The organism is Intestinimonas sp. UBA1698 (assembly GCF_002320075.1).
Taxonomy (GTDB): Bacteria; Bacillota; Clostridia; order Oscillospirales; family Oscillospiraceae; genus Intestinimonas; species Intestinimonas massiliensis.
Genome location: NZ_DCJO01000033.1, coordinates 65,273 through 79,522 on the forward strand (window position 1 = coordinate 65,273; position 14,250 = coordinate 79,522).

A 14,250-nucleotide genomic window follows, 5' to 3' on the forward strand; every position below is an offset into this window, starting at 1 on the left:
GTACAATATACATAGATAAGAACCTCTTGCTTGATTGCAGGAAGGAGGATATTTTGAAACAGTCAAGCAAGAAAATCTCTACCGGCACAGCCGCTCTCTACTGCCGACTGAGCCGTGATGATAATATGGACAGCGAGTCTAACAGCATCCAGAACCAAAAGAAGATTCTCCAAAAGGCCGCCAAGGACAAAGGCTATACGGACACCATCTTTTTCGTGGACGACGGTATCACAGGCACCACCATGAAACGCCCTGGATTTCAGAAAATGATCGCCGCAATCGAGGCCGGGTACATCTCGGCAGTGTTTGTGAAAGACCTCTCCCGGCTGGGCCGGAACTACATTGAGGTGGGCAAGCTCACCGAGGAATTTCTCCCGCTCCATGATGTGCGGCTGGTGGCGGTGTCCGATGGCGTGGACAGCGACGAAGGCGAAGATGATTTTACCCCGTTCAAGAACATTATGAATGAATACTACGCCAAAGACATTTCCAAGAAGCGCCGCATCGTCAATAAGATGAAAGGCAACGCCGGGATTCCGCTTTCTCCGCCGCCCTACGGCTACATAAAGAACCCGGACGATCCCCGGTTTTGGGTGATTGACCCGGAGGCTGCCGAGGTGGTGCGCTGTATCTACCGCATGGCGCTGGACGGGTATGGGCTGGCTGAAACTGCCGCTGCCCTCGGTGCGGATGGGATTGTCAACCCGACCTACTATTGGCACAGCAGGAGTACAAGCAGGGGAGGCTCTAAAAGCACCGTGGAGCCCACAAAATGGGGACACACCACGATCAAGAAAATCTTGACCACCCAAGAATATTGCGGCGATGTCATCAACTTCAAAAGCTATTCCAAATCCTATAAAATGAAGCGCCGGATTGAAAACCCGGAGGAAAACCGGGCGATCTTCCTCAATGTCCATGAGCCTATCATTGACCGGCCAACTTGGGAAAAGGTACAGGCGTTAAAGGCCGGGACACGGCGCAAGCGTCCCACCGTTACGCAGGAGTCCAGCGCCTTTTGCGGCTATCTGAAATGCCCGGAGTGTGGCGGCAATCTGGATTTCCATTTTAACCAGGGCAACCACGACATCAAATTCTTTAGCTGTAAGAACCACAATTCCGGGCTCCGTAAATGCTCGTCTACCCACTATATCCGGCCGGACTTCTTGGAGCAGGTCGTGCTCTACGAGATCCACCGGCTGGCCTGCTTCGCTAACGAATACGAAAATGACTTCATCAAAGCGATGGTAGGTCGCTCGGCAAAGGTAGCGGAAAATGACCGGGTACGCAAGAAACGGGAGCTGGACGGACTGTTGGCCCGGGACAAGGAACTGGATATGTCACGGTTGGGCCGGGACTATTTGCAGGTTGGAATGTATACAGACAAGTTTTTCCCAGAACATGATGTGCGCTTTATCGCTGTCAACGATGGCGTGGACAGCGCCGAGGGGGAAAATGAGTTTGCACCATTCCGTAATATTATGAATGAGTGGTACGCCAGAGATATATCCCGCAAGATACGCAGTTCCCATCGGTTGCGTGGAAACACAGGCGTTCCGCTTTCCCAGCCGATGTATGGATACATCAAAGACCCGGAGAACCCCCGGCGGTGGATTGTGGACGAGGAGGCCGCCCAAGTGGTGCGATATATCTATAAGCTGTGTATCGACGGCATGAGCGAGTACCGCATTGCCGACCATTTGGAAAAGCAGAAAATTCTAACCCCCACGGAGTATTGGAGAAGTAAAGGTATCCGCAGGAGCGGAAAAAAGGGCGGCGCATACAAGGATAGCCCCTATTACTGGTGCAAGACCACCATCAACAAAATTCTCAACGCCCGTGAGTACATGGGCGATGTGGTGAACTTCAAAACCTACTCTAAGTCATTCAAAGACAAGCGACGCTTTGAGAACCCCGAGGAAAATCAAATGATTTTTGAGGGTGTCCACGAGGCAATTATTGACCGTCAAACGTGGGAAATGGTACAGCGCACCCGGCAAGGGAACAAGCGGCGTCAACCCAAGAAAGTTGAAAAGAATATGTTTTCGGGGTTGCTGTTCTGCGCTGGCTGTGGGCGTAAGTTGCATTTCAACGTCAACCACCCGCACACGGAAATCCAATACTTCAACTGCTCCAACTACCGGGGCAACCGGGGAACGTGCAACGACACCCATTATATTCGGGCCGATGCGCTGGAACAGGTCATGCTTTTGGAGCTGCGCCGCATGACTGCCTTTTTGCAGGACAAGGAGGAGGACTTTGTAAAGCTGCTGATGTCTAAATCCATGCAGGAGGCCGTCAAGGAGAGTAAACGCCGGGGGCAGGAACTTCGGGCCATGTTGGCCCGAAGTAACGAACTGGATGCCCTGTTCTCTAAGACCTACGAGGACAATGCCAGCGGCAAGCTATCCGACGAGCGGTATATGATGATTACCAAACGGTATGACGATGAACAGCTTGCTCTTAAAAAGAAAATCTCCGCTCTGCAAGCGGAGATCGACGAGGAGCAGCGGAGCAAGGACAGCGCCGCCACCTTTCTACGGACTGTCAAGAAGTACACCAATATTGAGGAGCTAACGCCGACTATTCTAAACGAGCTGGTGGAAAAAATCGTCGTTCATCAAGCCGAGGGTGTGGGAAAAGGCCGTACCCAGCGGCTTGACATCTATTACAATTTCATCGGCACCCTTGACACGCCGGAAGTTGCCGCCTTGCCCGCAAGCGTCACCCTTGACACAAGGCAAGGGGTGGCGGTTGAGTACATTCCCCGAAAGGCCGGGTGATGACGGTGAATAAGAATAAGCCCGTGAGAGTAGCCCTGTACTGCCGTGTAGCCCATGAAAGCCAGCTCTGCATTGACGCACAAAAGGCCCAGCTTACGCAATATGCCCATTCGCTGGGTCATACCGACCTTACATATTACACCGACAACGGCGCAAGCGGCTTGACCCTCGACCGCCCCGGTTTTCGCCAAATGGAGGCCGCCATACGGGCCGGGGGTGTTGGTGCGGTGTTGGTAACAGACTTTTCACGATTGGGCCGTGATATGTGGCAAGTGCTACGCTGGGGCGATAGTGTCAAGCGTGAGGGCGTGGCCGTTCTTTCAGCGAGACACCCCGGTGAGCCGCTTGTATCGCCAATCATGGAGAGCCTTTACAAAGCCTATGCCAGCCAACGCCGTAAAAAAAGAAAATAGGAGCAATCTTTCGATTGCTCCTATCTCCCGAATGTTCAGTGTCGTTATGAACATTCGACATGGTCGGAGTGGCGGGACTTGAACCCGCGGCCTCTTGGTCCCGAACCAAGCGCGATACCAAACTTCGCCACACCCCGAAACAACGTTACCAATGTATTATAGTGATTTAGCCGCAGAATGTCAAGAACTTCCCTTCGGCTTTTTCTGTGGTTTTGCCGGAGCCCATATGGGCTCCGGCAAAACCCGTCACGCATCCTCCTGCTTGTCCTCTGCAGCCTGCGGAGCCGACGCTTCCCTGTCCGCTTCCGCCGCCCGCAAACGATTCACATAGAGTTCCTCCGGCGTATGCTTTTTAACCGCCAGGTGGTAGACCAGAAGCGCCACAGCCGCCACCGCTGTAGCAAAGCCAAATACCTGCGAAACCCGTATGCCCGTGTGGAAGAAATACAGGCTGTCGGTACGCAATCCCTCGATAATCCCGCGCCCAAAACCATACCAGGCGAAGTAGGTCAGCATAAGCTGGCCGTCAAACCTTCGAAATTTCCTGGAAATCAGCACAAGAAGCAAAAATCCTGCCAGATTCCACATGGATTCATAAAAAAAGGTCGGGTGGACCTCCATATACTGCCATACTCCGTCCATATAAACGTCGATTCCCATGCGCCAGGGAAGCTCCGTCGGACCGCCGAATGCCTCTACATTCATAAAATTTCCCCACCGACCGATGCACTGCCCAATAAACAGTCCGAACACGCCTACATCCGCAAAGGCGAGGAAATTAATTCTGCGCACTCTGCAGAAAATCAGCAGGGTAAAAAAGGCGACGATGACCGCCCCATAGATTGCCAGCCCGCCATCCCGGATATCCATCATTTTATAGAGGCTCAGGCTTCCGTCCTCCCTACGGAACAGGTCCAGATAAAAGACGATGTAGTAGAGCCGCGCCCCGATAATGGACAGGGGCACGGCAAAAAACAGCATGTCGATCACATCGTCCTGCCGGATTCCCAGCTTGGGGGCCTTATGGTAGCAGTAGACCACCGCCAGCAGGAAACCCACAGCGATGATGATACCATACCAATAGACAGCAAAGTCTCCCAAGCGGAAGGCCACCCGATCCAGGTGGAACTCCAGCCCCAAGCCCGGAAAGGCCACGGTTCTCATGCCCTCGCCTCCTTGGGCTCTACAATGGACAGGCCGGTGCGCCCCGGCACTACCCAACGGCGGATGCAAGCCTCTACGTCCGCCTTTTGAATGGTGTCGAACACCTCCGGGAAGCGGAAATGCTCCGCGCCCGCAAAATGGCCCTGGGCCAGGCCCACGCAGATATTCTCAAACGAATTCAGGCCCCGCACACGGCCGCCGTAAGCCGCGCGCTTCAGCCTGTCCCACAGGGCAGGCTGGATGCCCTCCCGACCAATTCGCTCCGCCTCCTGAAGGACGGCGGCCCGCACGGCCCGCGGGTCCCGGCTCTCCCCACCGGCGGCCAGGAAGGCACAGCCAGGATACGCCTCATAGCCGTATCCAAAATTCTGGTTGACCAGGCCCTCCCGGTACAAGCGCGCATAAAGGGCGGTGGAGGTGCCGAACAGAGCTTCACAGGCCAGCTCCCCCATAAGCTGACAGCGCAGGCGCTCCTCCCCCATGGGAGCGGGGTCCGCCTTCCAGCCCAGTTGGAAAATGGGTGTGGAGACCTCCATCCGCTGAACCTTTTCCGGCATGGCGGCCGTCTCCGGCTCTTCCCCGCCGTAATCCCTGGGGATATCCGCAATCCCCTCCCGGGGCAGGATCTCCCGGGCGATCTCGCAGATGCGCTCTGGGTCCACATTGCCCGCCACACACAAGACCATATTTCCCGGATTATAAAACGCCGCATGGCAGGCATACAGGGTATCCGCTGTGATGTGGGAAATGGACTCCACCGTGCCGGCAATGCTCACCTTAATGGGGTTGTGAACATACAGGGTCTCCATCATCCCATAAAACACCTGGTTTTCCGGATCGTCCTCGATCATACGGATCTCCTGGCCAATGATGCCCTGCTCCTTATCCACGCTCTCCGGCGTAAACCAGGGCTCCGACACGAAGGACAGTAAAATCTTCAGGTTCTCCTCAAACTTCTCCGTGCTCTCGAAGTAGTAGCCCGTAATGGCTGAGCTGGTGAAGGCGTTGGGACTGGCTCCGTTAGCGGCCAGGTCCTGAAGGGCGTTGCCGTCCTTGGTGTCAAACATCTTGTGCTCCAGGAAGTGCGCCACCCCGGCAGGGGTATCGTGCCACTCCCCGTTGAGCTGGAAGCGCATGTCCATGCCGCCGTAATTGGTGGCAAAAAAGGCGTAGCTCTTGGAAAATTCCGGCTTTACATCCACATAGACATGCAGGCCGTTGACCAGCTCGCCATGATACAGGCTCTCTCCAATGCGCGGGTATTCCTTCTTAACCATGTGCTTTGCCCTCCCGGCCCTTCAAGAAGTAAACGGTATCCAGCTCCAGACGGCGGGCGGCCGCCACCACCTGGTCCATCGTGACCGCCTCCACCCGGCGGGCCAGTTCGTCCGGCCCCTCGGTCAGTTCGGCCACCGCCTGGCCCAGCCAGTGCTCCTCCAGTCGGCCCTGGGCGTCCATCGTGGTCCGCAGGGCGCTGATGACCGACTGGCGTGCCCCTACCAGCTCCCACTCCTCGATGGTCCCGGCCCGGCAGTTCTCCATCTGAGCCAGGATCTCCGCCTTGGCCGCCTCAAATTTGTCAAATTCAATGCCGGAGGAAACCACCATCAGCCCGCTGAACTTCTCCAGCATGGAGCTGGCGTAATAGCATAGGGACAGCTTTTCCCGCACGTTGAGGAAGAGCTTGGAGGTCGGTGTGCCTCCATAGACGGCGTTCATCACCAGCAGGGCTGGAAACTCAGGGCTGGCCGCCGTCAGGCCGCCGGTGCGGAAGCCCAGCGCCAGCTTGCCCTGGGTCACGTCCATAGCCTCTTCTTCCAGCCGCGGCCCGCCTGGAGCCGCATGGGCCCCGACGGACTGTACCCCCGCCGCTGTGCGCGTCTCCTCTCTGGGCAGGTCCCGGAAGGCGGCGACCAGGGCCGCCTCTACCCGCTCCAGCGGAGCCGAGCCGCAGTAATAGAGCTCCACACGGGCCGTCCGCAGCAGAGCCCGGTACGCCCCCCACAAGCCGTCTGCCGTGATGGCGGTGGCGGATGACTCGTCCCCCAGCTTATCCACACCGGCGGGTTCTCCGGCACAGACCAGTTGAATCAGCTTCTGCACGGAATATTGGCGCTTGTCGTTGACCTGGGCCCGAATCCGGTCCACCAGGTTGGCGCGCTCCCCTTCCACATACTCACGCCGGAAGCCGCCGTCCTCCTTTACCGGGTGGAGGAGCAGGTCCCCCAGCAGGGCCGCGGCGGGCTCCAGAATCGCTTCCCGGCCCGGCGTATAGGTGTCATCCAGGAAACTGCCTGTAAAGCCAATACACTGAACAGACCCTTTTTTACGGACGTTGGGCTCGATGGAGCCGCCGTACAGCTCGTCCAGCGCGGCGGACAGGGCTTCCATATCCGGCGCCCGCTCCGTTCCGCGCCGAAGAACGAATGGCACCAGCGCGTTCAGGGAGGCCGTCTCCTTCCGCAGCGAGGTAAGCAGCGTGGCGCTCAGCAGACAGGTCTTAAATTTTTCGGTATGCACCGCCGTCAGATGAACGCCGGGCATCAGGTCCTTTTGCGTTACTTGGATCATCGGTGGACCGTCCTTTCTCTGTTGCAGTCATAGAAGGTATTATACTATATTTTTTCCATTTTTCCACCCTCAAAACGTAAAAAGGATGGTATGCTCTCCCGTCAGGTCCCGAATGGGGATGCCGCCGGCGTGGGAACGCCCGTCCAGCGTCATCTCCTTCGTCCCGCCCCGGCGCACCTGGATGTGAAACAGGCCCTTCCCGCTCTGCCAGCGGGCGGAAAAGCCCGGCCAATCCTCAGGCAGCTTGGGCTCCAGATAGAGCAGGCCCGCCCGCAGCTTCAGGCCCAGCAGCTCTTCCACCGCCGTACGGTAATACCAGCCCGCCGCGCCGGTGTACCAGCTCCAGCCGCCCCGGCCCTGATGCAAAGGGTTGGAGTAGACGTCGGCGGCCAGGACGTAGGGCTCCGCCCGATAGCCGGCCGGATCGTGGGCGCTGGGCAAAAGGGCTCTGAGCACTTCCCATCCCTCCTGCCGCCAGTCCATCCGCAGGCAGGCCAAGGCCAGCCACACCGCCGCATGGGTATATTGTCCGCCGTTTTCCCGCACCCCTGGGAGATAGCCCCGGATATAGCCCGGGTCCCGCTCCCCCTCGTCAAAGGGAGGGGTAAACAGGCGGACCACCGCATGTTCCCGGTCAAACAGCCGGTCCAAAGCCGCGCGCAGGCCCCGGGCCGTCCGCTCCGGCTCTCCCATCCCGCTGATGACGGCAAAAGACTGGGGCAGAGAGTCGATCTGGCACGCCTGGTCGGCATGGCTGCCCAGGGTAGCGCCGTCGTCATAGTAGCCTCGGAGGAACCATTCGCCGTCCCAGGCGGCGTTGGCCGCCCGGGCGCAGGCGGCCAACGCCGCCTGATAGCGCTCTGACCGAGCCTCGCCGCACAGCGGGAGCAGACGGCGCAGCACCAGTCCCAGAAACCAGGTCAGCCACACACTCTCGCCGGAGCCGCCGGCCCCCACCAGATCCATCCCGTCGTTCCAGTCCCCCGTCCCCATGAGCGCCAACCCATGGACGCCAAAGCCCCGGTCCAGCACCCGGTCTGCCGCCCGGAGGGCGTGCTCCAGGACCGCGGCCCGCTCCTCCGACCGGGCGGGCTCCTCGTAGCGTTCCCGTTCCCCCTCCGCCAGTACATTGCTGACAAGGAATTCTACTTGCTCATTTAAAAGTGAGCGGTCCCCTGTCTGATCCAGATACTCGCACAGGGCATAGGGCAGCCATAGCAAGTCGTCGCTGATGCGAGTACGCACCCCCTTGTCCGGCGCTCCATTTTGCCCGGGGTGCCACCAGTGCATCACGTCTCCCTCCCGGTACTGATGGGCGCAGGCCCGCAGGATCTGCGCCCGGGCCAGCTCCGGCGCGATTGGGAGAACAGCGCAAACATCCTGAAGCTGGTCCCGGAATCCGAAGGCCCCGCCGTTTTGATAGAGGGAAGTCCGTCCAAATAGACGGCAGGCGATGATTTGATAGGGCGCCCAGCCATTGAGATAACGGTTCAAGGCCTGATCCGGCGTGTCAAACCACAGCGCCCCCGTCTTTTCCCGCCAGTAGTCCTCCGTCTCCCGGAAGAGCCGGTCGGCCAGGGTAAAGTCGATAGGCTCCGTCCCCTCCGGCCCAGTCCGCAAGCAGAGCCTATCCCGGATGGACCAGCTCCGCTCCGCTTCGCCCTCCCGGCGATAGAGGACCCGGCCCTCGCCCCCCGCCTCCAGGAGGAGGATACGGGCATCCAGATCCGGCGGTACAAAGGCGGTGCAGCGGATCGTCCGCCCCCGCCAGGTCTTTTCCCAATTGGCATTTCCTGGGAAATACGTCACCTGGCAGGGCATCCCGTCCGCATGGGCAAAAAAGGAGCAAACCTCTTCTCCGCTCTGGTACAGGAGTTCCTCCGGTCCCCCGATTGCCAGCGGGTCGTTCTGCCAGCGGGTCAACGGCTGCTCCCTGGCATTGCCGTGCCAGAGGTGTCCGCCCCCCGTCTCATCGGTCATCCAGCCGAAAGACCCGTTGCAGAGCATCATCGACCACCCCACCGGGGGCAGGGTCTCCCCGGTCTGAAAGGAAAACGCCCCCGACCGGGCCCAGGAAAACGCAGGCATCTCTGCAACACTTGACAGGTTTATCTCCTTTACAGTCTCTTCTAGAGCGGATTTCCGTTCTGGGAACGAGCCCCCCGTCCCCAGAAGCAGCCCCACAGACTGCAAAGGCCCGGCTGCCTGGGCCGCATCCAGCAGGTAGACTCCGCCCTTTACGCCGATGCGATGGGACCAATCCTGGTCTCGCAGCCCTTCCAACAGTTCCTCCCGGATTGGCTGGCGGTAATCGCCGCCCTCCGAGAGAAGGAAAACCAAATCAAACCGGAACCCGCTGCGGTCCAGAAACTGGTGCTCCAGAGTCAGGCGAAGGGCATCCTCCAACTGCTCCTGCGCCTCTACCGGCAGGACCGCAATGGGCAGGTCGCCCGAGATGCCGAAGGGCCACAGGGCGCGTTGTTCCTCGGAACCGGGCCGCACCGGGGACCGGTCGGGAAACTGGAGCCGCCTCAGGAGCTCAAATGCATGCAAAGTTATTTCACTTGTCAGATTGAGCTGGCGGATCAGCCAGTCCATCCGGCCGCCGCAGCTCTCCTCGGGGCGACGCAGCAGACGGGCCGCGCTCTCCACGGCATGGTCTCCGTCATCGGCGGCGGACAACGCCATCCGGAAGTGAGTCTCGGTCCCGCCGGAAAGCGTCAGAGGAAAGCGGGCCAGCAGACACGGGTCCAACACAGCCCCCTCCGTCCCCTGGGGCGGGCGAGTCAACGCGCTTTCCAGGGCCAGCAGTCCACCCCGGCCCAGCGCCGTCTCCCGGGAGGTATCCAGTCTGGCCTCCGCCCCCTCCCACAGTACCGCCATGGCCGGACGGTTTTCCCCGCTTCGCCGGGGACGGCGGGTAAAGAGGACACCGTCTCCCAGGTCCCGGCTCTCCAGCGACAACTTGGAGAATGCCGGGTGCGCCTCGTAGTCCTCTCTGCGCGCCAGCACGGGTTCCAGGTAGCAGACCAGCTCCACTGTCCGCTCTCCTGCGCCGTTCCACCGCAGGGTCACCTCCCGTAGCTCCCCGTTCTCTTCCTCCAAAACCTGTAAGGTTAAAATACTTGCGTATAAATTCCACTCCATGGTCCACGCTGCGCCGTTCCCGTCAAAGCGCCAGCCGTAGGCCGGCTCCTCCCGATAGAAGGGCGCGGGCGTCAGGGGCATCAGCCCCTCCGGCCCAGAGAGAAACAGGGCAACGCCCGGCCCCTGCCAGGGCCGCGCCAGGCTGCACCGAGTCAAATCTGTCCCTCCCATCACGGAGCGGGACGCCCCCGCGTCGGTGCACAGGACCCGCCAGGCCCCACCGGACAGCAGGTGGCATTCCGGTAGGCTCCGGTTGCAGCCCTCCCCCATCCGCTGAAAGCCTCCCGGCTCTCCCCGTCGGGGCTTCTCCGGCACCTCCCGCCGGGGCGCGCGCAGGACCTGGGCCCCCACCGGCACCTTCTCCTGGAGCAGCTCGCGGTAGGAGGCCATGGCGGCGTCGGCCATAAAGCGCCGCTGCATGATCGGTCCATTGAGGGTATTGTCGATGGCCACCAGGCTCATGCCCAGATGGTGGGCCATATAGGAGCGCACTGGCTCAAAGGTTTTTCCGCCGGTCCGGCGGTCGGGGGTGAAGTCCGCCGCCTCGTAAAGACCGTAGGGGCCCTCCAGCCCCATATCCCGCAGGCGGCGCAGGTTGCGTACTGCCCGGCCCGGCGCCAGTGGCAGCGTCAGGAAGGTGGAATAGGGGGAAATGACCAGCTCCCGGTCCAGGCCCCGCTTGAGGCCCAGCCGCTGGACGCCGTGGGCCTTGTACTGATAGTTCAGCCCGGCGTCGAAGGAGTTGAAGGCCGACTCGGAGATCCCCCACGGCGCGCCGGTCCCCGCCACCCGCTTTCGCTGCGCGTAGGCGCAGAAGGTCAGCGATTCGTACAGCAGCGAGTTCGGCTCAGCGGGCAGCAACAGGTGAGGCATGAAATATTCAAACATGGTGCCCGTCCAGGAGGCCATGCCGCAATAGTGGTCCCAGGACACCAGGGCCCGGGACAGCCTCCGCCAGTGGCGGGGCTCCACCTCCCCCCTGGCCACGGCGATATAGCTGGTCTGCCGGGCCTCGCTGGCCATCAGGTCATACCAGCCTTGGGTATACTCCCCTTTGGTGCAGTCGTAGCCGATATAGAACAGCCGGCGGGTGGCATCGTACAGCGGGGCAAACTCCATGGCCGCCCCCAGCGCCGCCGCCCGGTCGGCCTCTCCGTCCGCCCCCCACTCCCGCAGGCCCGCCTCCAGCGCAATCAGGCAGCCGCACAGGTTTCCGCTGTCCACCGTGGACACGTAGCGCGGCTCCAGCGGTACAGCGGCGGCGGTGTCGTACCAATTATACAGATGTCCATGCCACTTGGGCAGCTTCTCCACCGTGTCCAGAATGTGCCCGATGAGGGAGAGCGCCCGGTTTCGGGGCGTCAGCTCCAGGTCCGCCGCCGCCAGACAGCACAGCAGCGCCATGCCGATGTTGGTGGGCGAGGTCCGCCGGGCCAGGCCCACGGCAGGCTGTTCCTGCCAGTTGTCCGGCGGCAGCCAGTGGTCCTGCGGCCGGAGGAACTCGGCAAAATACTGCCAGATCAGGGCCGCCTGGTGGAGCAGGAAGGGCCGATCCTCCTTCTCCAGCCTCCGCGCCCGGGCGACGGGGCGGCTCATGGCCCAGGAAAAGACCGGAGAGGCCATCCACACCAGTCCGACGGCGGCTCCGGCTGGGAACCGGGAACATACCACGCAGAGCAGCCCCGCCGCCACCGATGGCCACATTTTTTGGTAATTGGCCCAGAGTCCGTCCCCCGCTCTCCGTTCCGCCTCGGCAGCGGTGGTCCAGGCCAGGAGTTTCTTGTGGGACACCCCCATCCGCCACAGGGCGGTGAGGGCGGCGCTGGCGCAGATCCATGCCTGATAGGGCAGGAACAAAAGCTGCACCAGCGTCTGGAGGAGAACCCCTCCAAACCCCGTAATAATAGTGGAGTGGTAGCGCTCCGTAAGGCCTCTTCCCCGCCGGAAGGCCAGATCGGCCCCGGAAAGAAGCAGATGGGAGGCGGCGGCCAGGACCGCCACCCCCGCCGCCGCCGCGAACACCGGCCCGGACAGGCACATACCCAGCACCAGGGCCAGCAGGGTGGACACCGGCACCAGGCTGCGGCGCAGGTTGTCGAAGAGCTTCCACTTGGCGATGGGCCCCACGGGGTTGGCCTCCCGCCTGCCGTTCTCATCCCGGACCGTCCGGCCCAGCCAGGGCAAAAGCTGCCAATCCCCTCGCACCCAGCGGTGGAGTCGGGAAAAATAAGAGGTTACCTTATAGGGATAGCCGTCGGTAAGCTCCACGTCTCCGATGAGTCCCGCCCGGAGATAGGCGCCCTCCAGCAGATCGTGGGACAAAATGGTATTTTCGGGAAACCGCCGGTCCAGGCAGGTGAAAAACACGTCCACGTCGAAGATGCCCTTGCCGGTATAGGTGCCCTCATCAAAGAGGTCGTGATACACGTCGCTGGCGGCCGAGCCGTAGGGGTCCACCCCTCCCTGGCCGGCGAAGATGCGGGAGAACTGGGAGTGATTGGCCGCCTCCAGCTCCACCCCCACCCGAGGCTGGAGCAGACCGTAGCCGGAGACCACCACCCTGCGCCTGGGGTCCACTCTGGGCCGGTTCATGGGGTGCAGCATGGCGCCGACCAGCTCCCGGGCGGTGCCCACGCTCAGGCAGGTGTCCGAGTCCAGCGTGATGACATAGCGGGTCCCCTTCAGCGCCGTGCGGTCCCCGGCCAGCACCTCCAAGCCGGAACGCCGCCCCTTCAGCAGCCGGACCAGCTCGACTAGGGCCCCGCGCTTGCGCTCCCAGCCCATGTAGCGCTCGTCCACGGCATGGAAAGCGGGCCGGCGGAAAAAGAGATAAAACCCGCCGCCGTATTTGGCGTTCAGACCCTCCACGGCATTTCGGGCCGACTCCGTCCAGCGGCGCTCCGCCTCTCCCATGGGGCTGTCCCGGTCCGGCAGGTCGGCCAGAAGGCCGAAGCGCAGCTCCGCCCCCGCGTCCCGATTGGCCAGCCGATAGCGCTCCAGCAGGGCGGCCAGCTTGTCTCCGCTGTGCCCGTCGGTGAGCAGGCTGGCGATGACACAGAGGGTCCGCCCCTCCTCCGGCACCCCCTCCTTCAGCGCCAGCCGGTGGACCGGCCGGGGATGCACCAGACGCACCACCAGGAAGTCGGCCCCGTTCTTCACTATGTCGGATACCGGCAGAAGCAGCAGCATCGGCGCCCACAGGCAGTCCAGCCGGAACCCCAGCAGTAAGGAGAGGAAGAGCGTGGTCACCACCACCGCCCCCACATACAGGACGCCTGCGGTCAGGTGCGTCTGGGGCTCAAAGAGCTGGAAGCCCACATGCCGCTCTTCCCCCTGTGCCTGGGCTGCCGATTGGATCGCCCGCTCCGCCGTGTCAATCTCGGAAAGGCCCTTCTGCCGGGCCAGGCGGCAGACCTGATGGCGGTAGCGGCCCCGGGTCTCGTCGTCCATGAGGGAATAGACCCCCGCAGGATCGCTCTGGAGGATGGCCTCCACCCGGCTGGCCCGCTCCAGCAGCCCGGACAGGTCGGCGGTGGACAGGGTCCGCAGGGCGGTAAACACCGACCCCATCCCGGCGCTCAGCCGCTCCTCCTCGCCATCCTCCCGGTTCAGCTCCCTGCACAGCAGGTCCAGCCGCTCCACCAGAGCGCATTTCAGGGCCGGAACGAAGAGCGAGAGCTCCCGCTCCGTCAGCGGCTGGGCGCCCTGCGCCCGCTCCAGAAAGAGCTCCAGTCTTTGGGGGCCGGCGTCCGCCCCCGCCCCCCAGACAAAGGCCCGGGCCAACTCCAGCACCAGCGGCCGGCGCACTCTATCCCGCACGATATACCGCAGCCGCCGGGCCTTTCGGAAGGCTGCCGCTCCGTCCCGGCCCTCCCGCTGCGCCAAATACCAGTTGTCCAACAGCCACTCCGCCGCCCCGCTCTTCTCCGCCCGCCAGACCCGGTCCCGCACCGCGGTAACGCGTTGGAGGCACTCCAGGGTCAGCCGCCAGACCGGCCGCCCCCCCATCCAGCCCTCCGGCCGGAAGGCGCGGGCGGTATTCTCTCCAAACTGCCCCAAATGCTTATCGTCCATGGGAAGAAATGTGGTGCGGTCCATGGGGACTCCCCTTTCCGTGCTGTGCTCATTTTCTCCCTAGCTTTTCCCAATCGGCCCCCAACCTATTCCTCCCG

Annotated in this window: 6 protein-coding genes and 1 tRNA gene; 2 read left to right on the plus strand and 5 right to left on the minus strand. The window is 61.8% G+C overall.

The genetic code is table 11. The features are described from left to right. Positions 1-53: 53 nt before the first annotated feature. Positions 54-2,783: a recombinase family protein gene (locus B3H64_RS07390; protein ID WP_286734147.1), complete on the plus strand. Its 2,730-nt coding sequence runs from the start codon at positions 54-56 to the stop codon at positions 2,781-2,783. Next, a complete protein-coding gene (locus B3H64_RS07395) occupies positions 2,783-3,196 on the plus strand; it encodes a recombinase family protein (RefSeq protein ID WP_050618477.1) in 414 nt (137 codons plus the stop codon). The genes B3H64_RS07390 and B3H64_RS07395 overlap by 1 nt, the downstream gene beginning before the upstream one ends. Before the next feature lie 60 nt (positions 3,197-3,256). On the opposite strand, the gene B3H64_RS07400 is transcribed toward B3H64_RS07395, so the two are convergent. The 5 genes from B3H64_RS07400 to B3H64_RS07420 form a co-directional block, all read right to left on the minus strand. Beyond that, a tRNA-Pro gene (locus tag B3H64_RS07400) sits at positions 3,257-3,333 on the minus strand. A 109-nt stretch (positions 3,334-3,442) separates the two neighbouring features. Further along, positions 3,443-4,360 carry a prolipoprotein diacylglyceryl transferase gene (gene lgt, locus B3H64_RS07405; protein WP_286734150.1) on the minus strand — a complete coding sequence of 306 codons (918 nt, stop codon included), beginning with the start codon at positions 4,358-4,360 and terminating at the stop codon, positions 3,443-3,445. Next, entirely contained in the window at positions 4,357-5,637 is a 1,281-nt protein-coding gene (gene yfmH / locus B3H64_RS07410; protein WP_238073209.1) for an EF-P 5-aminopentanol modification-associated protein YfmH, read from the minus strand. The genes lgt and yfmH overlap by 4 nt, the downstream gene beginning before the upstream one ends. Further along, complete coding sequence (gene yfmF / locus B3H64_RS07415) at positions 5,630-6,931, minus strand: EF-P 5-aminopentanol modification-associated protein YfmF (protein WP_286734153.1); 1,302 nt, start codon at positions 6,929-6,931, stop codon at positions 5,630-5,632. Before yfmF ends, yfmH begins: the two co-directional genes overlap by 8 nt. Before the next feature lie 69 nt (positions 6,932-7,000). Beyond that, a complete protein-coding gene (locus tag B3H64_RS07420) occupies positions 7,001-14,176 on the minus strand; it encodes a GH36-type glycosyl hydrolase domain-containing protein (protein ID WP_286734155.1) in 7,176 nt (2,391 codons plus the stop codon). Positions 14,177-14,250: the final 74 nt, after the last annotated feature.